The organism is Blautia wexlerae, assembly GCF_013300825.1.
Lineage (GTDB): Bacteria > Bacillota > Clostridia > Lachnospirales > Lachnospiraceae > Blautia_A > Blautia_A wexlerae_B.
In genome coordinates this window covers 23,294-45,486 of the sequence record NZ_JAAIMY010000012.1, presented here as the reverse complement: position 1 = coordinate 45,486, position 22,193 = coordinate 23,294, and the positions used below count along the sequence as shown (strand labels likewise).

The window sequence follows — 22,193 nt, the reverse complement described above, 5'->3', positions numbered from 1 at the left end:
GGAGCTTTTTGTGACTCACAACACAAAACCCTACTCAAGGAGGTTCTTTTATGAAGATGAAAAGTTTTAAAAAATTTTTTGTAAGCATTGCGCTCAGTGCTGTTCTCACATTATCATCTGCTTCCTCTGTATTTGCAGCTACCGCACTGCTGGTACCTGCAGAACAGACTGCAGAGCTGACTCAGGAGAATGCTTCCGATACTCCTGCTGTTGAATCATCAGAAGCCCCGACTGCCGGTGCTTCCCTCTCTGCTCAGTCCGGGATCAGCCAGACAACAGCTTCCGAAACTTCCGTAACAATTCAATGGAATCCTGTTGCCAATGCTGTTAAATATGCTGTCAGCATCAGCCCTTTAAACTCTTCTTCCTATCGTCTTCTGGGCTACGTTGACAATTCCCGTAACAAAGCTACAATCAACAAATTAAAGGCGGGAACTGCCTACATTATAAAAATTACAGCACTGAATTCATCCGGCATTGCAATTTCTTCCCGCTCTGTAGGATGTACAACCCTTTATTCAAAAGTAAGTATTAAGTCTTCTTATGCAAATCCGGGCAGATATACTTTTAATATGAAGACTGTAACTCCTTCAAACGCGATCACCGGATACAAAGTTGTATATCAGGGTTCTGCGGCCCGTAAACCTATAACCAAATATTTTAAGACCAGATATTCTTTTACTATTCCGATATCTGACAACACATTTTATCAGGTGAAAATTTACCCTTATCTGGTTCTTGGAAACAAACGTTATGTAAGTTCAACTTCAACAAACAGATATGTTGCCAACTCTATTTCCCTTCAGAAAGCAGGAAATACCAACACTTCCATGAGTGTGAAATGGAACAGAACCGCAGGCGCAAATAGCTACAGTATTTACATCAGATATCCGGGATCCGATTCTTTTAAAAAGGTGAAAACAACCTCTTCCAATTCCTTTACACTCACCGGAATGAAGAAGAACACCAAGTATGGTATTAAGGTAATTGCCAATAAAAAGGTAAAAAACAAAGTATGGCGTTCTGATTCAAAGATTTATAATATGTCTTTATCCTGACCCTGTGGCTACAGGCTACCGGCTGTCTGCTTTCACATTTACCTGTCAAATTTCATATTGACTTTCCCATTCTCAGGTGATACACTAGTTGTAATTGAGACAAGGGGTGCTTGTGTAAACAGGCTGAGAGTAAGCTGTATTGCTTTAACCCATTACCTGATTTGGATAATGCCAACGTAGGGAAAGTTATAGTTCTTCCGGACTGCAATATGCTTGTTGGCGTATTGCAGTTTTTCCTTTTTATAAGCAGACATATCATATCATCTCCCCTGTTTTAATTATAACCAGACAAACACGACAGACCGGGGGCACCACTCTCTGTCACTTCAGTAGTTTACTAAAAAACTTACGAATATGCGCAGGTGCAAGTCCCTGCTATATGCAGGAGGCGCAGTTCATTTTATTCGCAGTAACATCGAACGCCCGCAGTGCAGGGCAAGGAGGAAAAAATGACACAGTACACAACACAGATGGACGCAGCACGTCAGGGAATCATCACACCACAGATGGAAATCGTAGCAGAAAAAGAGCATTTTGACGTGGAAGAATTAAGAGAACTGATTGCAAAAGGACAGGTAATCATTCCCTGTAACAAGAATCACAAATGCATCAGTCCAAGCGGTGTAGGCGCAAAGCTGACCACCAAGATCAATGTAAATTTAGGTGTTTCCAGAGACTGGAAAGACGTTGACATGGAATATGAAAAAGTACGTTCTGCAGTAGAAATGGGCGCAGAAGCCATCATGGATCTCAGTTCTTACGGAGATACCAGAAGTTTCCGCCGCAAGCTTACTTCCGAATGTCCGGCAATGATCGGTACTGTTCCGATCTATGATGCAGTTGTATATTATCACAAAGCACTTGGCAAAATCACTTCTGAAGAATGGATCGATATTGTTCGTATGCATGCAGAAGACGGTGTGGATTTCATGACTATCCACTGCGGTATGAACCGTGCAACTGCAGCACGTTTCAAACAGAATAAACGCCTCATGAATATCGTTTCCAGAGGTGGTTCAATTATGTTTGCATGGATGGAAATGACAGGAAAAGAGAATCCGTTCTATGAACATTTTGATGAGATTCTGGATATCTGCAGAGAGTATGATATCACCTTAAGTCTGGGGGATGCATGTCGCCCGGGATGTATTGCAGACGCGACAGATACTGCGCAGATTGAAGAACTGATCACTCTCGGCGAGCTTACCAAACGTGCATGGGAGAAGGATGTTCAGGTTATGATCGAAGGACCTGGCCATATGCCGCTGAACCAGATTGCAGCCAATATGGAAATCCAGAAAACACTGTGCCACGGCGCTCCTTTCTATGTACTTGGACCGCTTGTAACAGATGTTGCTCCGGGATATGATCATATCACCTCTGCAATCGGCGGTGCGATCGCAGCTTATTCAGGTGCTGCTTTCCTCTGCTATGTAACACCTGCAGAACATCTTCGTCTGCCAAATGCTGCTGACGTAAAAGAAGGAATTATCGCTGCCAAGATTGCTGCCCATGCTGCTGATATTGCAAAGGGCGTTCCTGGTGCTGCTGACTGGGATTACAAGATGAGCGAAGCGAGAAAACGCCTTGACTGGGAAGAAATGTTCAAACTCAGCATGGATCCGGAGAAGGCAAGACGTTATCGTGCAGAAGCCAAACCTGAGAAGGAAGACACCTGCAGTATGTGCGGTAATTTCTGCGCTGTTAAAAATACAAACCGTATTCTGGACGGAGAGATCGTTACTATTTTTGATGAATGATGCTTTTAAAAAGCCGGATTTTAAAGAGGGAGATGCATGCTATGCATCTCCCTCTAATCTGTATAATGATTATATCCTTACATCCTCAGCTTTTTATGAAACTCCCTCAGCGTATCCTTCTGGCAGAAGATAAACAGTGCTGCCAGTGTCAGGAAACTGATACCTGCACAGATTACTGACGGAATGGTAAATTTTACAATTCCGATCCATACCAGTATCATTGGAACCAGTCCTACAATTCCGGCCTGAACAAGATAAAACAGATACTCTTCCCGTTCCAGCCTGTTTATTTTTGCGATCACAGGAACGGAAAACTGCACTGCCAGCACTCCAAAGGGAAATACAAAATCCACAGACCAGCCCTTCCATCCGGTAAACCTGTCCCACAAAACCGCAATTACTGATATAAGCAAAAGCTGCCACATTTCGTTCTTCAGAATATTTCTTCGTTTATAATATGCTACCATGACAACCAGCCATGCGCAGGCACATCCTGCACCTGCAAACCAGAACCAGTTCAGCACACCCGCCATCATAAAATTAGCCATTCCACAGATTACTGCTATTGCCAGGCACAAAAAACTAAAGGTCTGGATAACCTTCTGATTTTCTTTCTTTTCGAGCCTGTGTTTTTCCCCATATCCCGGAAATTCATTCTTCAACTCCCTGTGGGAAACCTCTTCCTCACTGAGTATTTTTCGAAAATTTCTCTGAATGCTGTCATCCGATAGCTTTGATGTGAGTCCAAGAACCATTTCATCTCCATAAGAACAGGAACACATCTGAAGAGTATTAGTACAGGCAAAAATCCCAAAATGCTGAATATATTCTTTGTATTCTTCCGGCAGCCGGATAATTCCAATATTAGAATAAACAGCAGTAACGCTTCTGCTGCCAAGGCTGGCTCCAATCCTCATGAAATATCTCTTGATTTCCAACGGAACTACCCGCACAAAAGGATTCTTCTCAATCCGCACGTACCCATTCATATGCATGGCGATTTTCTCTTTTACCAGTTCATTCTCAAACTGTCTTTTTACTTCATCTACCACATCCTGAAAAGTTGTTGTATCTGAAAATGTATATCCAACTTCAATCCATCCAAAGAAATTTGCCATAGACTGAGACGGAAAATAATTTCTCAGATTCACTGGTATCATCAATGAGATTGGACGCTTCTGCTGATTTTTTGGTACTTCCCTGCGAATGGAACACAGCATCATGGCCGCCAGCAATACGGTAATAGATACTCCATAGGAGCGGGCCTTCTGATGAATATCCTTTACAGAAAGAATCACTTCTGTAATGTGCATGTCGGAATGAACCAGCTTCTCACCTTTCAGCTTTACTGCTGCCTTTTTCTTCTCTTTATCTTTGGGAATATCTGAAGAATAGTACTGTGAAAAACTATCCTCTTCCTTATCTCCATGAGTAATTTCTGCTTCCTTCTCGATCCGTGGCAGATCTGCCAGAGGATGTGCAAGAATCAGATATTCCTGCACCAGTTCCTGCAAAAAATGCATAGCTCCTGTTCCATCTGTCAGCGCATGAAACACTTCAAAATTAATCCTGTTTTTATAATAAGTAACCTGAAACAGCAGCGACTTTTTGTCCGGGATATACAGGCGGCTGCATGGCGGTTCCGTTTCCTGCTTCACTGTTGCCCTGATATCCCGGTGTTCCAGATAAAACCAGAATAATCCTTTTCTCAGAACAGCCTGAAACAGTGGATATTTCTCCATTGTCTGATCCAGCGCAGTCTGAAGCAGTTCTCCGTTAACCATTTCTTTTAGCTGACAGTAAAATCGAAATACTCTGGTATCATTCTTTCCTGACACCAATGGAAATGCTAACGCTGCATTATCCAGTTTTCTCCATTTTGAATATCCTGTATCCATAGTTTTCCTGCTTTCTTCTTTATCTCACCAAGGGTGTGCCAGATATTGACACGCTGGTTCAGAGTATCTTCTCATAACTCTTATTCAAAAATCCGTTGATGTATTCAAAGCTCTCCTGCACATGCAGAAACTTGATTCCCAGTGCAAAAAAGCCATGAAATGCACCATGGATTCTGTGAAGTTCCACATGATTTCCTGCTTCTTCCAGTTTTTTTGCATATGCTTCTCCTTCATCCCGAAGAGGGTCATATTCTGCTGTGAGAACCAGAGTTTCCGGCAGATTTCTCAAATTTTTTTCCAGAATCGGAGCGAAATATGGGTTCTGCCTGTCCTCTTTAGTTCTCTGATATAAGGTGAGATAATCTTCCATTTTTACTGCTGTCAGAATACAATCACTTCCATTTTCATGTACGGATGGATAAGGAGATTCTTCTGTATAACAGTTTCCAAGTGCCGGATAAATGAGTATCTGGCGCTTTGGTGTAAAATCGCCTCTGTCTCTTGCCATCAGGCACACGGCTGCTGTCAGGTTTCCTCCCGCACTGTCACCTGCAATCGTGATTTTCTCAGGATCTGTGTTTAAGATCAACTCATTTGAATAGAGTGCTTTTGCGGCAGCATAACAATCTTCCAGAGGAACCGGAAATTTATGCTCCGGAGCAAGTCTGTACTCTACAGAAACTACAATATGTGCTGTTGCCTGTGCCATTCTGGAGCAAACCCGGTCATAATTTTCCACACTTTCAGTTGCCCATCCACCACCGTGGAAGAACAGCAGGATTGGAAATGTGTTTCCCTCTACAATCCCTGCCTGCATTGCTTCTTCTGTCGGAAAATATAATCGGATCGGCACTACATGATCTCCGTTATAGACCTTCGCATCCAGCTTTTTTACAAAAATCCGCATAGCATCCAGTTGTTTCAGATCTGCCAGTTTTCTGGACGAATCCACTTCTATATTTCCATGCGACAGTGTATGCAGAATTGTTTTCATTGTCTTTGATATCAATATTTCCTGTTTCCTTTCTGACTATGTAGATATTTATTCGCTTAGTGACGTTCATCCTCATTACTGTACATCTCACAGAATCTCGCTGCAAATGCAGGTGGTTCACCATGCACATATAAATGGGAAATATCCCCAAATGCACTGACCCGGAAACTGGCGATTCCTTCCCGTCTCTCTTCTGTGTTTACGGTTGTCACAGAGCTTGGTGCTGCACACAGTCCATGCCAGAACACCATAGGAGATACACTCATCAGATGACTGAGAAGAACACATTCCAGTCCGAAATGGCAGAAGAATACCAGTGTGTCATCATTCGCTTTTGTAACCCTGTAATAATGTCCTTCACGGACATATCCATGCTCAGCCAGAAGCTGATCAAATTTTCCTGTTACATAATCATAATAGCCTTTGGCATCTGCTTTCTGTAGTCTTTCGTTTTCAAACCAGTGATCATACTGATAAAATCTCTCGTCCTGTGTCCAGTCCTGCGGAAGCCAGTCCCATAGAATTTTCTTTCTGTCTGTGATATCCGGCCGGTCAATGAGAACATTAAATTCCTGTAACCAGTCACATTCTGTTGCTGTCCTGTTCATCTTTTTCAGAGTAAAAGAGGCGGTATCTTTTGCTCTTCCAAGAGGAGAAACATAAAAGTCTTTTACCTCAAGTTTCGACAGTCTTTCTGAAAGATATTCTGCTTCTTTCCATCCTTTTTCGGTCAGAGAATCAATGGAATAATCCGGATCTCCGTGTCGTACGATCACTAATTTCATTTGTATTTTATCCTTTCGGTTTTTTTCAAATATATCATACACCGGTATAATTGACAAGAAGTGCAGCATCCGGACCGGATTCTCAAATACAAACTCCTGTTTTGGGAATATCAGATAGTCCCTGTAAAATTTGCTCGTCTGAACTGTCCTGATTGCATTATTTTATAGAATTGCTATCTGCTCTCTCTGATTTTCTTCTGAAAACGCAATGCAATTTCCAGCGGGCGGGTAATCGCCCCACCTACAACGATCGCCCATACTCCGGTCTGCAATGCTCTTACAGCCTGCTCCGGATAATGGATCCGCCCTTCTCCAATAACAGGAATATCTGTATCTCGCGCCAATCTTTCCATCAGTTCATAATCCGGCTCATCAGTTCCTGATACTGTATAAGCCGTATACCCGCTCATAGTCGTTCCCACAATATCTACACCGCATTTCCATGCATTGATACCTTCTTCGTAATTGGAAATATCTGCCATCAGTATAATATCCGGATATTTTTCTTTGATCTGAGCAATAAACTCATTGACAGTTGTGCCATCTCCACGTTTACGAAGTGTGCAGTCCAGTGCCACAACATCAGCACCTGCTGCTGTCAAGTCATCAACTTCTTTCATAGTAGGTGTGATATATTCCTCATATCCAGGATACTGAATCTTCACCAGACCGATAACCGGAAGTTCCGTCTCCTCCTTAATCGCCACCACGTCACGGATACTGCTGGTACGAATTGCCGGTGTCCCTGCCTGCTTCGCCGCACGTGCCATTAAATACATAATGGATTTCTCTTCTACATATAAAGGTTCGCCTTCTACAGCCTGACAGGAAATGATCATCTGTCCATGAATCGCATCAAGAAACTCTTTTTTTGTCATCAGTTTTTATTCTCCTTAAAAAACCACCCACAGCTTATTGCTCTTCGCAATCCCTGCGGGTGGCCTTATGGTTTTCCTCTTAAAACAATGCACTTGAGAGGATTGATATAATTACAGTACCTTCACAATATTCAGTTCTTCATCTGTCAGAATGATATCTGCCCGTTTTCCGGGGGTCAGAGAACCTACTTCATTATAAATCCCAATACTTCTGGCCGGATTTGCAGTTGCTGCAAGAATAGCCTCTCTTTCCGGTACTCCCATGGAAATAACACTCTTCATACATCCGAAGAGACAGGTCGCTGAACCAGCAATGGTTCCGTCTGCCAGTGTCGCCTTGCGATCCTTCATGGTTACTTCCTGACCACCCAGTTCATAGATTCCATTCTCCATACCAGTTGCCATCATGGAGTCACTGATGAGAATGACCCTGCTGTCTCCGAAAAGACGAAAAGTATTGCGTACAGTTACCGGATGGATATGGATACCGTCTCCGATCAGTTCTACCATACAATTTTCATTATCTGCCGCTGCTCCGATCACTCCCGGTTCTCTGTGTCCCATCGGATTCATGGCATTATATAAATGAGTTACATGAATGACACCCTGTTTCATGGCTTCTGCTGCACAGTTATAATCTGCTGCTGTATGTCCGATGGAAATAACTACCTCGTCATGTAATTCCCTGATAAATTCCTCTGAGCCTTCCATATTTGGAGCGAGAGTTACCAGTTTGATCAGTCCGCCTGCTGCCTTATTACATTCTTTGAAAAATCCAATATCCGGTTTGCGGATATATCCTTCCACATGAGCTCCTTTTTTGGACGGATCAAGGAACGGTCCCTCCATGTTGATGCCAACGATTCTTGCGCATGTTTCGTCCTGTTCTACATCTTTTGCTGTCTGGAAAATTCTCAGCAGTTCTTCTTTCGGAAGGGTCATGGATGTCGGGCAGTAGGAAGTGATTCCCTGTGATTTTTCATACTGAAGAATGATTTTCAGTCCATTCACATCCGCATCTGAAAAATCATGTTTGACTGCACCGTGGCTGTGAATATCTACCAGTCCCGGCAGCACTTTCAGACCTGCTGCATCCAGTTCTGTTTTATCTGTTACTTCATCTTCAGATGCTACAATCCAGCCATTCTCTACGTATAAATCTGCTGTTTTATAGCTTCCATCTTCCTGAAAAACTTTTCCATTCTTTATAATCATCTTCTTTTTGCCTCTTTTCTCGCTGAAGTGAATTATTAAGTACTTCCCTGACTTTATCTCTGTCAGGCAATTCTTTCCGCTGATACTGTTATTATCACACAAGAGCCAGTATTATAAAAGACCTTTTTCACGAATCAGTTTTAATGCATCTTCATCTGACACAACAGTTACATCCGGATGGAGCTGCAGAATAGATGCCGGTACATTTGGAGTAATTGGTCCGTATAAAGATTTGTAAAGAGCATCCGCTTTTGCTTCTCCGGTTGCGATCAGGAGAATTTTCCTGGCTGACATAATACTTTTGATTCCCATTGTGTAAGCCTGTTTCGGAACTTCATCCATACTTGCAAAGAATCTTGCATTTGCTTTAATTGTACTTTCTGTAAGGTTTACGCAGTGAGTTTCTTTTTCAAAAGCTTCTCCCGGCTCATTGAATCCGATATGTCCGTTTCCACCGATTCCCAGAAGCTGCATGTCTACTCCGCCTACACTGCGGATGATCGCATTATAATCTGCACATGCTTTTTCACTGTTTTCTTCCAGTCCATTCGGCACATAGGTTCTTGTTTTATTAATATTTACATGGTCAAACAGGTTTGTGTTCATGAAATAGCGGTAACTCTGGTCGTTATCTCCGGATAGTCCTTTGTACTCATCAAGATTTACAGAAGTAACTTTAGAAAAGTCCAGATCACCTTTCTGATACCATTCAATTAACTGTTTGTACATTCCCACCGGTGTAGAACCTGTGGCCAGACCAAGAACTGCATCCGGTTTCATAATAATCTGAGCTGACATAATATTAGCTGCTTTTCTGCTCACGTCATTGTAGTCTTTTCCTGCATAAATAATCATATTTTTTCTCCTTTTCATTATAACACGTTCTGACAGATTTGTTATTGTCTACATCCACATCCGATAATCGCCTTTTAAAAAATGCCAGTGATAAAAGACATTCTGAACCTGAATCATATAAATTCATTATAATTGGCAATGAATTTATTTTCAATAAATATGGTTTGTTTAGAATCTTCTTTCAGCCTTCATTTTTTCCGGTCTTTCCGGCCAACTATTTTTCTTTGTTTTTGAAATTACTTTCTTTGTTTTTACTGATATATGAAATTATTTACATATTTTCTTGAGAATCTCAAAAGAGCGTGATATAGTGATATTGTGGTTTTGAATCAAAATATCTTTTAACCCGGACAGCCTATTTGCAGAAATAAAAAGGAAGGCTTTTACATGTCATTAAACAAACAGAAAATTATTCCATTAATTGAATCTTATTATCATACATTTACACCACTGGAAAGAACGATTGCAGATTTCTTTATGAATAATACAGAAGAGGAAGATCTTTCTTCCAGACATATCTCCGGAATCCTCTATGTATCAGAAGCGTCTCTTTCACGCTTTGCCCAGAAATGTGGTTTCCATGGATACAGAGAATTTATTTATGAATATAAGCAGAGTCTTATCCCTGAAACAGAGGAAAACGTTCCAAACTTCGAGATTTCAGAATTTAATACTTATCAGGAACTTCTTAATAAGGCTAATGCCCTGCTGGATAAAGCCCAGATTGCACATATCACCAGACTTCTGGTTTCCAAACCACGGGTGTATGTCTATGGAAGAGGCAGTTCCGGGCTTGTGGCTCAGGAAATGAAACTGCGCTTTATGAGAATCGGTCTGAATATCGAAGCAATTACAGACAGCCACATTATGAAGGTAAACTCTGTTATTCTTGATGAAAGCTGTCTGGTCATCGGAATCAGCGTCAGTGGACAGACAGAAGATATCATTTCCTCCCTGAGAGCAGCTCATCAGATAGGCGCTTACACTCTTCTCATGACTGCAAGACAGGATAAATCCTATCAGGAATTCTGCGATGAGACACTGATCTTTGCAAGTATGGAACATCTGGAATATGGAAATATCATTTCCCCGCAGTTTCCGATTCTGCTGGTTCTGGACGTACTTTATGCTCATTATCTGCAGATTGACAGAAGCAAAAAAGAAGCATTGCATGAATATACGATACAGACACTTCAGCCACATTTAAGCAAATAATCGTCAGACGGAGATATCAAAAAGGGATTGCATGAGTTTTCATAACTCTGCAATCCCTTTTACAATCAGCTATATATTCCGGAATTATTCAGACAGGATATTTTATTTATTCTCCTTCACAAGACGGATTACATTCCAGGATGCTTTATGAATCATACTTGTCAGTTCCCCATTGTCCATTGTTGTCTGCTGTGTTGTTTTTGGTTTTACGTTTTCCTGTCCGAATGCATTGACTACCTTCAGGTCATCGCTTTCAAGTACAATATGCTCAGCAACTCTGTAGCCTTCGAAGTTTCTCACGTCTGTGTTGAGAACAACATCCTCTTTCAGGTTTCTGTTTACTGCGAAGATTGTAACTTCTTCTTTCTCTTCATTGTAAACAGCAACTGCCTCAACATCTGTGATGCTTCCATGTCCGCTTGTCTCATGCTCTGTAGATGAGATTACCGGCTGAAGCGCAACACCACGGCCATATTTGGAAGCATGCATAAACGGATAGAAAATAGTCTGTTTCCAGGAACCTCCCCCATTCGGGTCAGTCATGATCGGTGCGATAACGTTGATGAGCTGTGCAAGGCATGCCACTTTCACTCTGTCGGAATGGCGAATCAGGACGATCAGCATCAGGCCTACCAGCAGGGCATCTTCGAAATTGTAGATATCTTCAAGAAGCGGCGGTGCCACCTGCCATGGATGGTTCTCTGTGATATCGTTGTCAGCATCATTGGAATGATACCATACATTCCACTCGTCAAAGCTGAGATACATGTTCTTTTTACTGCGTTTTTTCGCTTTTACATAGTCGCAGGTTGCGATGATGGTGCGGATAAATTCGTCCATGTCATCGGATTTTGCAAGGAAGTCGTTGCTGTCATCAGAACGGTTTCCATAGTATGTATGAAGGGATAAATAATCTACATAATCATAAGTGTGGCTCAGTACATGATCTTCCCAGAGTGCGAAGGTCGGCATATCTTTGTTGGAACTTCCGCATACAACGAACTCGATAGACGGATCGATGAGTTTCATTGCTTTGGCTGTTTCTTCTGCCAGTCTTCCGTACTCATCCATAGTCTTGTGACCGATCTGCCACGGACCGTCCATTTCGTTTCCGAGGCACCATGTTTTGAATCCGTATGGATCTTTCTGTCCGTGTTTGATACGGAGATCACTGTATTTGGTTCCGCCCGGATGGTTGCAGTATTCCAGAAGGTTGCAGGCATCCGTGATTCCTCTTGTTCCGAGATTGACTGCCATCATCACTTCTGAATTGGCTGCGTCTGCCCATTTCTTAAATTCATGAAGTCCTACTTCGTTCTTTTCCAGACTTTTCCATGCAAGTTCCAGTCTGTGAGGTCTTTCCTCAACCGGACCTACACTGTCTTCCCAGTAAAAGTTGGATACGAAGTTTCCGCCCGGATAACGTACGATCGGCACGTCCAGTTCTTTTACCAGATCAATAACATCTTTACGGAATCCGTCAGCATTGGAAAGCGGATGTCCCGGCTGATAAATTCCATCGTATACAGCTCTTCCCAGATGTTCAATAAAGGAACCGTAAATTCTTTTGTCGATTTTGGAAATGGAGAATGCTTTGTCCACTACCATTTTTGCCTGTTTCGCCATAATGTTTTGAACCTCCGTTCTTATAAATTATCAACCTTTGACAGCACCGGATGTCATACCATCGATCAGATATCTCTGGAAGATCAGATAGATGATCAGGATCGGAAGGATACCAACCATGGAACCTGCGATCAGAAGGTTGTAGTTATTTCCATAAGGTGTAAGCAGTGTGTTCAGACCGATCTGCAGTGTAAATTTGCTTGTATCACGGAATACCAGCATCGGCCATAACATATTGTTCCAGGAACCCATTGCACAGAGGATAGCGAAAAGCCCTGTGGATAATACAGACGCAACTTTATGATTTGATTCCATTGTCTTTGGCTGAGCTGCTGTTTTTGCCATATCACTTTTCCTCCTTCTTGAATGTTCCTGTTGCCACAAGCTGGACAACATTGATAGCCAGGGCAATCACCAGAAGCACCATACCTACAGCACACGCATAACCCATATCATTTTTCTCAATACCACGTTTATACAGATATCCTACGATAGTAAGACCAATGTTCTTCGGTGAGGAGTTACCATTCCACAACATGAAACTCTCAAGGAACATGGACAGACCGGCATATACGGAAATTGTAACAACATAGATGGTTGTCGGTTTCAGAAGCGGCAGTGTGAGATACCAGAATTTCTGTTTTGCGTTGGCACCGGAAGAAAAACCGATCCAGTTTCTCAGATCTGCAGACTTCGCAGATTCCATGCTGTAAAATAATAGTTTCCATCTGTGTGGCGGTAAACATATGGATCTGCTCTCTGCAGAATCCATGGCTCATTATACTTAAGTTCTTCACTCATTGTACGTCCCCCTGTCCGCTTTTTATTTTAGGTCTATATAAATTATTTTTATATATTTAAAATTGTACTGCATTTTTCAGAAAATATCAACTATATTTTTTTCTTTTCGTTGCACATTTTTTGCAGATTCGTTATAATTTACCGTAAACGTTGCAAAATCATTTTTAACAGAAAGGGAAATCCGTTATGTTATATATTAAAAGTCTGGAGCAGGCGGTCCCTGTCTTCAAAGCTCTTGGTTCTGACATCCGCATACGGCTGATCCAGACTCTCCTTGAGCATCAGGAAATGAATATGAATGAACTGGCTTCCAGTCTGGGGATTACCAACGGTGCCCTGACCAGCCATGTAAAGAAACTCGAAGAATCCGGAATTCTCGCAATTCTTCCAGAGCATTCCGGCCACGGAAACCAGAAGGTCTGTCGCATTAATGTTGACAAGATCCTGGTTGATATTGCCTCTAACAATGACAGCCCAGCTGAGAACAGTTACTCTATTGACATTCCGATCGGCAACTACTTTAATTATTCTGTCTATCCAACCTGTGGGCTGTCTACTACCGATAATCTCATCGGTGAGGTAGATGATCCTCGTTATTTTGCTCATCCGAGCCATGTAGATGCAAAGATTTTATGGTTTGGACGGGGATTTATTGATTACCGCATTCCAAATATGCTACCTCCGGGACAGAGGATTGACCGGCTGACACTCTCCTTTGAAATCAGTTCAGAAGCTCCCGGAGTCAACAGTGACTGGCCTTCTGATATTTCCTTTTTCCTGAATAATACAAAGGTCGGAACCTGGACAAGCCCCGGAGATTTCGGTGATGTCCACGGTATATTCACTCCCGACTGGTGGTTCCCGAACTGGAATCAGTATGGTCTTCTGAAGATGCTTGTCATTGACCGTCACGGTACTTTTATCGATGGATTAAAGATCTCTGATGTGAATACACAGCAGCTCACTTTTACCTCTCAGGATGATATGGTATTCCGTTTCCAGGTGGATGAACCATCTCAGAATATTGGCGGTCTGACACTCTTCGGAAAAGATTTCGGAAACTATAATCAGGATATTAATGTGAAAGTGCATTATACTCCAAATGTATAATTTTACAGAATATCTGAAAACAGCAAAAAGCAAGGAACCGATGTGTTTTGCCACATAGTTCCTTGCTTTTGTTTTATATTTCATCTGATTCTCCGGTTATTCTCCGCGCATCCAGACTCTCATCTGATTTTCTCCGCGGTTGCCCCATGTGTAATACGGCACTGCTGTCAGTGTTGTCAGCGTTCTCACCGGTGCAATATCACTGTACAGAGAATCTCCCACTGTTTCCAGCTTACGTGCTTTGATCTTAAGCAGGACGTAGCCTTCCAGCAGGCCTTCTTTGCAGACTTCCTCTTCCATCTTTGCATCTTCAAAGATGTGGTAAGACTGAAGCAGGCCGGGATTGTCCACACCCTCGAAACAATAAACGATCGGCCCGCGCATAAATGCTACACAGCCGGCATCTTCCCTTATTTTAAGGTTTGCATAAATCTTGCGGATCTTCATCGGAAAAACAAGTTCTACTTCATCATTTTCCCACACTCTCTTAAGGATCAGATATCCTTTTTCCACATCTGCAGTGATATTCTTCTCTTTTCCATTTATACGTACCTGAACAGAACCCGGACGTACCCAGGATGGGATATGGATTCCCAGGATAGTCTCTTCCTCTGTTTTTCCGGTTATATGATAGGTCACTCTGCCATCCCACGGATAGTTGCTTTCTACAGTTACATCCATCTTATCAAAGTGTGCTTCTGTGCCTGCCGGGATATGAGAATAAACTCCCTCTTCAGTCTCACTCCACAGATATTTGCCAAGAGACATCAGCAGACGCACTACATTGGGAGGACAACATGCACATGTATACCAGCCCGGACGCTCCGGCAGAACATGCTTATATCCATATAATTTTCCGCTGACTCCAGGTTCTGTTTCCAGTGGATTTACATAGAAAAATCTCTTTCCGTCAAGCTGCATTCCGCTGATGATCCCATTATAAAGTGCTCGTTCCATCACATCTGCATAGCGTCCATCCATCACATTATCAAGCATCTTTCTTGCAAAAAATACCAGTCCGATGGATGCACAGGTTTCCGCATAAACGGTGTCATTTGGCAGATCATAATCAATGGTAAATGCCTCGCCGTCTACGGTACTGCCGATTCCTCCGGTGATATACATTCTCTTCTGAGTCATGTTCTCCCAGAGATCACAGCATGCCTGATAGAGTTTTTCATCTTTGTAAAGAGAAGCCAGTTCTGCCATGGCAGTATACATGTAAACTGCACGGACACTGTGTCCTACTGCTTCTTTCTGCTCATAGACAGTAGCATGTACCTGGTTATATTCTCTGTTATGCACATCCATATCAAAGTGAACCCAGCCTCTTTTTTTCCTCTCTTTGACAAAGTAATCCGGATCTTTTCCACGCTGTTCAATGAAATATCTGGCAAGGTCTTTGTAATTTTCTTTTCCGGTTACTTCATAGAGACGCAGAAGTCCCAGCTCGATTTCCTGATGTCCCGGAATGCCCGGTTCTTTACCTTCTTCTGTTCCAAAACGTTTCCCGATATGTTCTGCCATGCGCTCCATTACATGAAGCAGACGGTCTTTTCCAGTCACCTCATAGTAAGCCGCCGCTGCTTCCATCATATGTCCGGCACAGTATAATTCATGGCATTCCTGTAAGTTCTGCCAGCGGTGTTCCGGCTCTTTGATCGTGAAAAAAGTATTCAGATAACCGTCATCCTGCTGCGCTTTTTCAATGATTTCAATAACCTTATCTGCACGTTCTTCCAGTTCAGCATCCGGTCGGACTTCCAGTGCATACGCTACACCTTCCAGCCATTTGGCAACATCACTGTCCTGGAAAACCATTCCGTAAAATTCACCCTCTTCCAATCCCGCTGCAATACGGAAGTTTGCCAATGCATGGCTCTTTTCCACTCCCGGAATCTCATCATTTAATATTTTCTCCTGATAAGGAATTACTGTATTCATTACCAGTTCCTGATATCCTCGCCAGAATTTATCCGTTACTTTTACCTTATTCAGCAAACTGCTCTTTAAACCTTCTTTCATTTCTGCGCCTCCCATTTTGCCGGCAGATCCGGACATTTTTGCACCTTCTGTACAGCCCGCAGTTCTACAAAGCATCCGCAGAGCCTGCACATCCCACTCATTAATCGTTCACAGGAGCTGCATATGCCAAGCCTTTTCTCATAGGTCTGCTGATCTACTTTCAGCTCTTCATCCATACGCTGAATATAGCGTGACAGATCCTCATAAAAAGCTTCTTCATTCTTCTGTCCGGGCAGACATTTCCTGCACACACGCAGCTTCCCATTCATACCTTAGTCTCCTTTTTGTTTCCATTATAAATGTTCACAGAAAATACCTGCCTGTTTTGTCAGAAGCGGCATTTTCTGTGAATTTGTAAAGTTTATTAATCTTCCATTTTATCTGTTTAAAAATACTGTAATTATCTTACTTCCAGATGGAGAACACTGCATTTAGGAATTGTAAATTTAATTCCCTCTGCTGTTTTTTCCACTTCGTTAAATTCTTTTACACGAACCTGATCCGGTGTTTCGAAGGTATTCATTTCGTGCATTTCACCGTGTACAATCTCACCTTTAACTTCATTTACCTGGTAATCTGTAAGGATAGTTCTGATTTCATAATCTTTATCCAGAGACAGGTTTGTCAGTGTGATATGTACAGCTCCGTCTTCTGCTACAGATACGGATTCTGTCAGGTTCGGTACCTGCCATTCGTCTTCCACACCAATAGTTTCTGTTTCAACAGAACTGTCTACAAGCATTGCATCCTGATGATATTTATACATATCAAATACATGATAAGTTGGTGTCAGAATCATATCAGCACCGTCAGTAAGAATCACAGACTGAAGCACATTTACGATCTGTGCAAGGTTCGCCATCTTTACTCTGTCGCTGTGTTTGTTAAAGATATTCAAAGTGATACCTGCGATCAGGGCATCTCTCATTGTGTTCTGCTGATACAGGAATCCCGGGTTTGTTCCTGGTTCTACTGTGTACCATGCGCCCCATTCATCAACGATCATGCCGATTTTTTTCTCTGGATCATATTCGTCCATGATATGTCCGTGACGCTCGATCAAAGTTTCCATAAAGAGCGCTTTATTCAGACTCTTATACCATACCTTATCATCAAAATCTGTAGCACTTCCCTTGATCTCCCATCCTTCCGGATGTACATAATAATGAAGAGAAAGACCATCCATATTTCCGTGAAGTTCTTTCAGACAATGATTATGTGTAGTCTTTAATACTTCGGAAGTCCACTCATAATCATCTACATTGGCACCGCAGCAGACTTTGTGGATTGGGTGATCCGGATGATAATTGCGGACATAAGTCTGATAACGGCGGTATTCATTTGCATAGAAGTCAGGATTCATATTTCCGCCACATCCCCAGTTTTCATTTCCAACTCCAAAGAAATCCAGTTTCCATGGTTTCTCATGTCCGTTTTTCTTACGGAGGTCAGCCATCGGAGAAACACCCTCGAATGTGATATATTCTACCCATTCAGACATTTCCTGAACTGTTCCGCTTCCCAGGTTACCATTAACATAAGCTTCGCAGCCAAGCTGCTCACAGAGTTCAAAAAATTCATGTGTACCAAAGCTGTTATCCTCTACCACACCGCCCCAGTGTGTGTTGATCATTTTTTTACGTGTTTCCTTTGGTCCGATACCGTCTTTCCAGTGGTATTCATCTGCGAAACATCCACCCGGCCAGCGAAGTACCGGAATCCTGATATGCTTCAGTGCTTCTACTACGTCTGTACGCATTCCGTTCTTGTTCGGAATCGGGGAATCCTCACCTACATAGATTCCTTCGTAGATACATCTTCCCAGATGCTCTGAGAAATGTCCATAAATCTCTTTATTGATTTTGCTCTGTTTCTTTGATGGATTAATTACAAGCTTAGTCATTTTTACCTCCACAGTTTATGATTTCAGGTTTTTATTTTACCTTTTTCTAAAATAATATACTTTATTTTGTTTTTTCATTATACACAACTTCTGTCTGATATTCAATATATTTTCTGCAAAATTGCTATGATAATTTTGTATTAAGAAGGAGTCCTGCCCATAGGGCTTTATTCTGTTACAGGAACATTACGGAGTAATTTCCTGCAACAGAAATAAAAAGAGCCACAACAGATTTCATATCCATCTGTTGCAACTCTCTCATTTACAGTCCTACATTCCCACTGTTCATCCCTTCTTTGCTGTCCTTATCAAGAGGCAGCCAGTCCAGGACTTTCTTAATATAACGATTCCAGAAATCCCACTCATGTGCTCCCGGACCTTCCTCGTAAGTTACATCCACACCCAGTTTCTGCATGGCATCTCTGAACTTACGGTTCGGAGGAAGAAGCGGATCGTCCAGTCCACAGGCAAGGTACATATGCGGGAATGGGATTCCATCTTTTTTCATATTTTCGGCAATCCATTCCGGATTGATCTCACAGTCTTTAATCCGGGACAGATCTCCAAATACACTCTCCAGAAAGCTTTTTTTCTCAAAGAACATAGGAGAACTGTCATCTGCTGTCCCCATTTTCTCAAGAATCATAGCAGAAGAAAGACCTGCGATATATCCAAATGTGTCATGGTATTTCAGACCATTTCGGATTGCACCGTATCCTCCCATAGATAGCCCGGCAATAAATGTATCTTCTTTTTTGTGAGATAGCGGAAACATTCTTCGTGTAATCTTTACAAGCTCTTTTCCGATAAATTCGCTGTAGTTTTCGTTTGCATTCGGATGATCCATGTAGAACATATTTGCTCCGGAAGGCATAACTACTGCCAGATTCTTTTCCTCTGCCCATCGCTTAATACATGTTCCTGTTACCCAGTCTGTATAATTTCCCATTACTCCGTGAAGCAGATATAAAGTCTTAAACGGTTTGTTCTCTTCTTCTATTTCCTCTTCAAAAAACACCTTATCTGCCGGCAGGATTACATTCATCGTTACCGGACGCATCAGTGCTTTTGAAAAGAAGTTCACTTCCATTAATGCCATCTTCTTGTCCTCCTTATGTATATACAAAATATCCTGAAATATCTGGATTTATTATACAGAAAATGTATCAAAAAAGCTACTGTCATATCCGACAGCAGCTTCTTTTACGCTCTAATGCTGATGTAAATATTTTTCTCTGGTAGCGAGCCCACCTCTGATATGCCGCTCCTGCTTGTTCACATCCAGAACCTGTCTCACTTCACATGCCAGTCCCGGATTGAGCTGACTGAGACGGTCAGTGCAGTCTTTATGTACTGTACTCTTACTGATCCCGAATTTCTTCGCTGCCTGACGCACCGTTGCCTTTGTCTCAATAATATAATTCGCAATTTCCACTGCCCGCTCCTCGATATAATCTTTCACGGATAAGCCTCCGAAGACGCTGTTTTTACAGTGTATGCACAGAAATTTCCGAATATGTAGCAATCGTTTTTATAGTTGTGCCTTATAAAAGAACGGCCGTCCATACCGGACGACCGTTTCACTCATTGCAATCTTATTTAAATTTAATCTCTTTCCCTTCCAGTCTCCACTGTCTGAATTCTGCGGAAGCAGATAACAGAAGATCTGAAGAAGAGTTCAGAGCTGTTTCTACAGAGTCCTGAACTACGCCAATGATAAATCCTACTGCAACAACCTGCATGGAGATGTCATCCGAAATTCCAAACAGGGAGCAGGCCATCGGGATCAGAAGAAGTGATCCGCCTGCTACACCGGAAGCGCCACATGCTGACAGAGCTGCAAGAAGACTCAGGATAATTGCTGTCGGAATATCTACATGAATACCAAGAGTAAATGCAGTTGCCATTGTCATAACTGTAATAGTGATAGCCGCACCATCCATATTAATAGTTGCACCAAGCGGAATGGTTACAGAATAAGTATCTCTGTCCAGTCCCATCTCTTCACAGACTTTCATGTTTACCGGAATATTAGCTGCGGAACTTCTTGTAAAGAAAGCTGTCAGCGCACTTCTCTTCAGGCAGTGGAAAATCAGCGGATATGGATTCTGGCGGATACACCAGTAAACCAGAAGCGGATTGGTCACAAAATAGATAAACAGCATACATACTACAAGGAGAAGTAGCAGTTTTCCATAAGTTGTAAAAATATCCAGACCGTTTGTGGATACTGTGTTAAATACCAGACCAAAGATTCCAAAAGGTGCAAGATTGATGATCCAGGTTACTACCACGGAAATTCCATCTGCAACATCAGCCAGAACGTTCTTTGTCATCTTATCGGCTGCACGGAAAGCAAGTCCAAGAAGAACTGCCCACATCAGAATACCTACATAGTTTGCATTTACCAATGAAGATACCGGGTTGGCAACTACGTTCAGAAGCAGGTTATTTAATACCTCAACGATACCCTGTGGTGCACTTGTATCTGTTGCTGCATTTGCAAGTGTCATCTTTACAGGAAATGCCATACTCGCAAATACTGCGATCACTGCTGCCAGAACTGTACTGAACATATAGAGAATGATAACTGTCTTAATAACTCCTCCGTGAGATTTTCCTGCATTACACAGGGAACTGATAACCAGGAAGAATACCAGCAAAGGTGCAATTGCCTTTAACGCGCTTACAAAGACATCACCCAGAATTGCGATTCCTGTTGCCTGCGGTACAGCAATTCCCAGAATCGCACCCAGGATCAGGCCAACCAGGATTCTCTTTACCAACGCAATCCTGGTCCATTTGTCCCAAATTTTTTTCATTTCTTTAATCCTCTTTCCCTTTAATTTGATAAAGCAATGATACGTTACATTATAAGGGAAGCAAATAAAATATGCAAGAACATCTTCATAGTTGTATTGTATTTCTGTTTGTGATAAATTAAATTTATCAGGTTTCTGTAACTATTCACAGTCAAATTTCAAAGGAGATGAATCAAAATGAAAAGGAAAAAGCTACACTCCAAAAGCCTGCTGGCATTTATGTTCCTTTGCATCTTTATCATGTGTGCAAGTGTAACAGTATCAGCCGGCACAAACATCCTGCCTTCTGTTAAACAGGCAAAGGCAGGCACCTGGCAGAGAGACGAGAACGGCAACAAATATGTGTATACAGATGGCCGCTCTCCCAAATCCTGCTGGCTGAAAATCGCCGGAAAATATTACAGCTTTAATTCCCAGGGATATGCCGAAACAGGATGGAAGACTTATAACGGAGAAACATATTTCCTCTCTGAATCCAAATCCAGAAATGGACAACTTATGAAAGGGCTTCGCACAATCAGTAATAAAACCTATTACTTTTCAAAAACCACCGGTCAGTTATCACATGGCTGGCAGAAAATCGGCGGCAAACGTTATTATTTCCATCCCAAAACAGGTGCCATGGTTAAGAAAAAATGGATTGGAAGCCGTTATGTATCATCAACCGGTGCTGTCACAAAGGTAAAACGGACTTCAAAATCCCGCCTGATCATTCTGGGAGACTGCCGTGTTGCTTCCATGCGTGAATGTGGAATCGGAAATGCAATTTATATCGGAAAAGTTTCCATGGGATATGACTGGCTTAGATCCACTGCCGGTCCTATGCTGGAATCTTATCTGGCATCCTACCCGGAATCCACGGTAGTGTTTGGTTTCGGTCTGAACGATTACCTTTATCAGCAGGCAAAATATATCGCCTATTATCGTTCCTTTATTGCCAGTCACCCAAATGCAAACATCTATCTGATGTCAATCAATCCCGTGATTGGAGTTGGTGCTTATAATGTAAGCAACGCCACGATCAGACCTTTTAACGATGCATTAAGAAAGAACTTCCCGGATTATTACCTGGACTGTTTCAGCCACCTGCAGAAGGTTGGTTATTATGCAGCAGACGGTCAGCATTACAACACAGCTACCTACCGCAAAATCTATAACTATATCGTAAAAGCTACCGGCTGGATATCCTGATACAGTTAAATTATTTAAAAAAGCAGATGTCGTTCAATCATTTATATCCGATTGAAC

The 22,193-nt window shown here is 42.2% G+C and carries 19 protein-coding genes, 2 pseudogenes and 1 riboswitch; of the genes and pseudogenes, 5 read left to right on the top strand and 16 right to left on the bottom strand.

Going from position 1 to position 22,193, the window contains the following annotated elements; genetic code table 11:
* Positions 1 to 50: 50 nt before the first annotated feature.
* Together G4417_RS07995 and thiC are read left to right on the top strand one after the other, a co-directional pair.
* Positions 51 to 1,058, top strand: a complete 1,008-nt coding sequence (locus G4417_RS07995; protein WP_173683250.1) for a fibronectin type III domain-containing protein — start codon at positions 51 to 53, stop codon at positions 1,056 to 1,058.
* Between the two features lie 92 nt (positions 1,059 to 1,150).
* Positions 1,151 to 1,259: riboswitch (TPP riboswitch) on the top strand.
* 248 nt (positions 1,260 to 1,507) lie between these two features.
* Entirely contained in the window at positions 1,508 to 2,818 is a 1,311-nt protein-coding gene (gene thiC, locus G4417_RS07990; RefSeq protein WP_173683249.1) for a phosphomethylpyrimidine synthase ThiC, read from the top strand.
* 77 nt (positions 2,819 to 2,895) lie between these two features.
* On the opposite strand, the gene G4417_RS07985 is transcribed toward thiC, so the two are convergent.
* From G4417_RS07985 to nagB, 6 genes are all read right to left on the bottom strand, one after another.
* Positions 2,896 to 4,716, bottom strand: coding sequence for a DUF6320 domain-containing protein (locus tag G4417_RS07985; protein ID WP_173683248.1), 1,821 nt, complete (start codon positions 4,714 to 4,716; stop codon positions 2,896 to 2,898).
* Between the two features lie 58 nt (positions 4,717 to 4,774).
* On the bottom strand, positions 4,775 to 5,710 hold the full coding sequence (locus tag G4417_RS07980; RefSeq protein ID WP_173683275.1) for an alpha/beta hydrolase: 936 nt from the start codon (positions 5,708 to 5,710) through the stop codon (positions 4,775 to 4,777).
* Positions 5,711 to 5,766: 56 nt separating this feature from the next.
* Complete coding sequence (locus tag G4417_RS07975; RefSeq protein ID WP_173683247.1) at positions 5,767 to 6,495, bottom strand: histidine phosphatase family protein; 729 nt, start codon at positions 6,493 to 6,495, stop codon at positions 5,767 to 5,769.
* A 173-nt stretch (positions 6,496 to 6,668) separates the two neighbouring features.
* Positions 6,669 to 7,373 (bottom strand): N-acetylmannosamine-6-phosphate 2-epimerase, encoded by a 705-nt coding sequence (locus tag G4417_RS07970; RefSeq protein ID WP_173683246.1) that lies wholly within the window; start codon positions 7,371 to 7,373, stop codon positions 6,669 to 6,671.
* 111 nt (positions 7,374 to 7,484) lie between these two features.
* Complete coding sequence (gene nagA, locus G4417_RS07965; RefSeq protein WP_173683245.1) at positions 7,485 to 8,588, bottom strand: N-acetylglucosamine-6-phosphate deacetylase; 1,104 nt, start codon at positions 8,586 to 8,588, stop codon at positions 7,485 to 7,487.
* A gap of 111 nt (positions 8,589 to 8,699) precedes the next feature.
* On the bottom strand, positions 8,700 to 9,443 hold the full coding sequence (gene nagB, locus G4417_RS07960) for a glucosamine-6-phosphate deaminase (protein ID WP_173683244.1): 744 nt from the start codon (positions 9,441 to 9,443) through the stop codon (positions 8,700 to 8,702).
* A gap of 387 nt (positions 9,444 to 9,830) precedes the next feature.
* On the opposite strand from nagB, the gene G4417_RS07955 reads away from it, so the two are divergent.
* Entirely contained in the window at positions 9,831 to 10,658 is an 828-nt protein-coding gene (locus G4417_RS07955) for a MurR/RpiR family transcriptional regulator (protein ID WP_173683243.1), read from the top strand.
* A gap of 102 nt (positions 10,659 to 10,760) precedes the next feature.
* Here the strand turns inward: G4417_RS07955 and G4417_RS07950 are convergent, their stop codons facing one another.
* From G4417_RS07950 to G4417_RS07935, 4 genes and pseudogenes are all read right to left on the bottom strand, one after another.
* Complete coding sequence (locus G4417_RS07950; RefSeq protein WP_173683242.1) at positions 10,761 to 12,284, bottom strand: alpha-N-arabinofuranosidase; 1,524 nt, start codon at positions 12,282 to 12,284, stop codon at positions 10,761 to 10,763.
* Between the two features lie 30 nt (positions 12,285 to 12,314).
* Complete coding sequence (locus tag G4417_RS07945; protein ID WP_330598239.1) at positions 12,315 to 12,629, bottom strand: hypothetical protein; 315 nt, start codon at positions 12,627 to 12,629, stop codon at positions 12,315 to 12,317.
* Position 12,630: 1 nt separating this feature from the next.
* Positions 12,631 to 12,939: pseudogene (locus tag G4417_RS07940) on the bottom strand (carbohydrate ABC transporter permease); the annotation flags it as partial.
* Between the two features lie 50 nt (positions 12,940 to 12,989).
* Positions 12,990 to 13,085 (bottom strand): annotated as a pseudogene (locus G4417_RS07935) (alpha-N-arabinofuranosidase); the annotation flags it as partial.
* A gap of 186 nt (positions 13,086 to 13,271) precedes the next feature.
* On the opposite strand from G4417_RS07935, the gene G4417_RS07930 reads away from it, so the two are divergent.
* On the top strand, positions 13,272 to 14,195 hold the full coding sequence (locus G4417_RS07930; RefSeq protein WP_173683241.1) for an ArsR/SmtB family transcription factor: 924 nt from the start codon (positions 13,272 to 13,274) through the stop codon (positions 14,193 to 14,195).
* A gap of 96 nt (positions 14,196 to 14,291) precedes the next feature.
* On the opposite strand, the gene G4417_RS07925 is transcribed toward G4417_RS07930, so the two are convergent.
* The 6 genes from G4417_RS07925 to sstT all read right to left on the bottom strand — a co-directional run bounded on the left by G4417_RS07925 (position 14,292) and on the right by sstT (position 20,945).
* On the bottom strand, positions 14,292 to 16,220 hold the full coding sequence (locus tag G4417_RS07925) for a glycoside hydrolase family 127 protein (RefSeq protein WP_173683240.1): 1,929 nt from the start codon (positions 16,218 to 16,220) through the stop codon (positions 14,292 to 14,294).
* Positions 16,217 to 16,489 carry a DUF6171 family protein gene (locus G4417_RS07920; RefSeq protein WP_062807108.1) on the bottom strand — a complete coding sequence of 91 codons (273 nt, stop codon included), beginning with the start codon at positions 16,487 to 16,489 and terminating at the stop codon, positions 16,217 to 16,219. Before G4417_RS07920 ends, G4417_RS07925 begins: the two co-directional genes overlap by 4 nt.
* A 131-nt stretch (positions 16,490 to 16,620) precedes the next feature.
* Positions 16,621 to 18,123: an alpha-N-arabinofuranosidase gene (locus tag G4417_RS07915; RefSeq protein ID WP_118576238.1), complete on the bottom strand. Its 1,503-nt coding sequence runs from the start codon at positions 18,121 to 18,123 to the stop codon at positions 16,621 to 16,623.
* A 262-nt stretch (positions 18,124 to 18,385) separates the two neighbouring features.
* Positions 18,386 to 19,222, bottom strand: a complete 837-nt coding sequence (locus tag G4417_RS07910; protein WP_173683239.1) for an alpha/beta hydrolase — start codon at positions 19,220 to 19,222, stop codon at positions 18,386 to 18,388.
* Between the two features lie 111 nt (positions 19,223 to 19,333).
* A complete protein-coding gene (gene spoIIID / locus G4417_RS07905; protein ID WP_055152517.1) occupies positions 19,334 to 19,585 on the bottom strand; it encodes a sporulation transcriptional regulator SpoIIID in 252 nt (83 codons plus the stop codon).
* Between the two features lie 133 nt (positions 19,586 to 19,718).
* Complete coding sequence (gene sstT / locus G4417_RS07900) at positions 19,719 to 20,945, bottom strand: serine/threonine transporter SstT (RefSeq protein ID WP_173683238.1); 1,227 nt, start codon at positions 20,943 to 20,945, stop codon at positions 19,719 to 19,721.
* 177 nt (positions 20,946 to 21,122) lie between these two features.
* On the opposite strand from sstT, the gene G4417_RS07895 reads away from it, so the two are divergent.
* Positions 21,123 to 22,136, top strand: a complete 1,014-nt coding sequence (locus G4417_RS07895) for a hypothetical protein (RefSeq protein WP_173683237.1) — start codon at positions 21,123 to 21,125, stop codon at positions 22,134 to 22,136.
* The last annotated feature ends 57 nt before the right edge of the window (positions 22,137 to 22,193 follow it).

Coding starts and splice junctions, on each gene's coding strand:
- G4417_RS07995 (WP_173683250.1), top strand. CDS start 51: ATGAAGATGAAAAGTTTTAAAAAATTTTTTGTAAGCATTGCGCTCAGT.
- thiC (WP_173683249.1), top strand. CDS start 1,508: ATGACACAGTACACAACACAGATGGACGCAGCACGTCAGGGAATCATC.
- G4417_RS07985 (WP_173683248.1), bottom strand. CDS start 4,716: ATGGATACAGGATATTCAAAATGGAGAAAACTGGATAATGCAGCGTTA.
- G4417_RS07980 (WP_173683275.1), bottom strand. CDS start 5,710: ATGAAAACAATTCTGCATACACTGTCGCATGGAAATATAGAAGTGGAT.
- G4417_RS07975 (WP_173683247.1), bottom strand. CDS start 6,495: ATGAAATTAGTGATCGTACGACACGGAGATCCGGATTATTCCATTGAT.
- G4417_RS07970 (WP_173683246.1), bottom strand. CDS start 7,373: ATGACAAAAAAAGAGTTTCTTGATGCGATTCATGGACAGATGATCATT.
- nagA (WP_173683245.1), bottom strand. CDS start 8,588: ATGATTATAAAGAATGGAAAAGTTTTTCAGGAAGATGGAAGCTATAAA.
- nagB (WP_173683244.1), bottom strand. CDS start 9,443: ATGATTATTTATGCAGGAAAAGACTACAATGACGTGAGCAGAAAAGCA.
- G4417_RS07955 (WP_173683243.1), top strand. CDS start 9,831: ATGTCATTAAACAAACAGAAAATTATTCCATTAATTGAATCTTATTAT.
- G4417_RS07950 (WP_173683242.1), bottom strand. CDS start 12,284: ATGGCGAAACAGGCAAAAATGGTAGTGGACAAAGCATTCTCCATTTCC.
- G4417_RS07945 (WP_330598239.1), bottom strand. CDS start 12,629: ATGGCAAAAACAGCAGCTCAGCCAAAGACAATGGAATCAAATCATAAA.
- G4417_RS07930 (WP_173683241.1), top strand. CDS start 13,272: ATGTTATATATTAAAAGTCTGGAGCAGGCGGTCCCTGTCTTCAAAGCT.
- G4417_RS07925 (WP_173683240.1), bottom strand. CDS start 16,220: ATGAAAGAAGGTTTAAAGAGCAGTTTGCTGAATAAGGTAAAAGTAACG.
- G4417_RS07920 (WP_062807108.1), bottom strand. CDS start 16,489: ATGAATGGGAAGCTGCGTGTGTGCAGGAAATGTCTGCCCGGACAGAAG.
- G4417_RS07915 (WP_118576238.1), bottom strand. CDS start 18,123: ATGACTAAGCTTGTAATTAATCCATCAAAGAAACAGAGCAAAATCAAT.
- G4417_RS07910 (WP_173683239.1), bottom strand. CDS start 19,222: ATGGCATTAATGGAAGTGAACTTCTTTTCAAAAGCACTGATGCGTCCG.
- sstT (WP_173683238.1), bottom strand. CDS start 20,945: ATGAAAAAAATTTGGGACAAATGGACCAGGATTGCGTTGGTAAAGAGA.
- G4417_RS07895 (WP_173683237.1), top strand. CDS start 21,123: ATGAAAAGGAAAAAGCTACACTCCAAAAGCCTGCTGGCATTTATGTTC.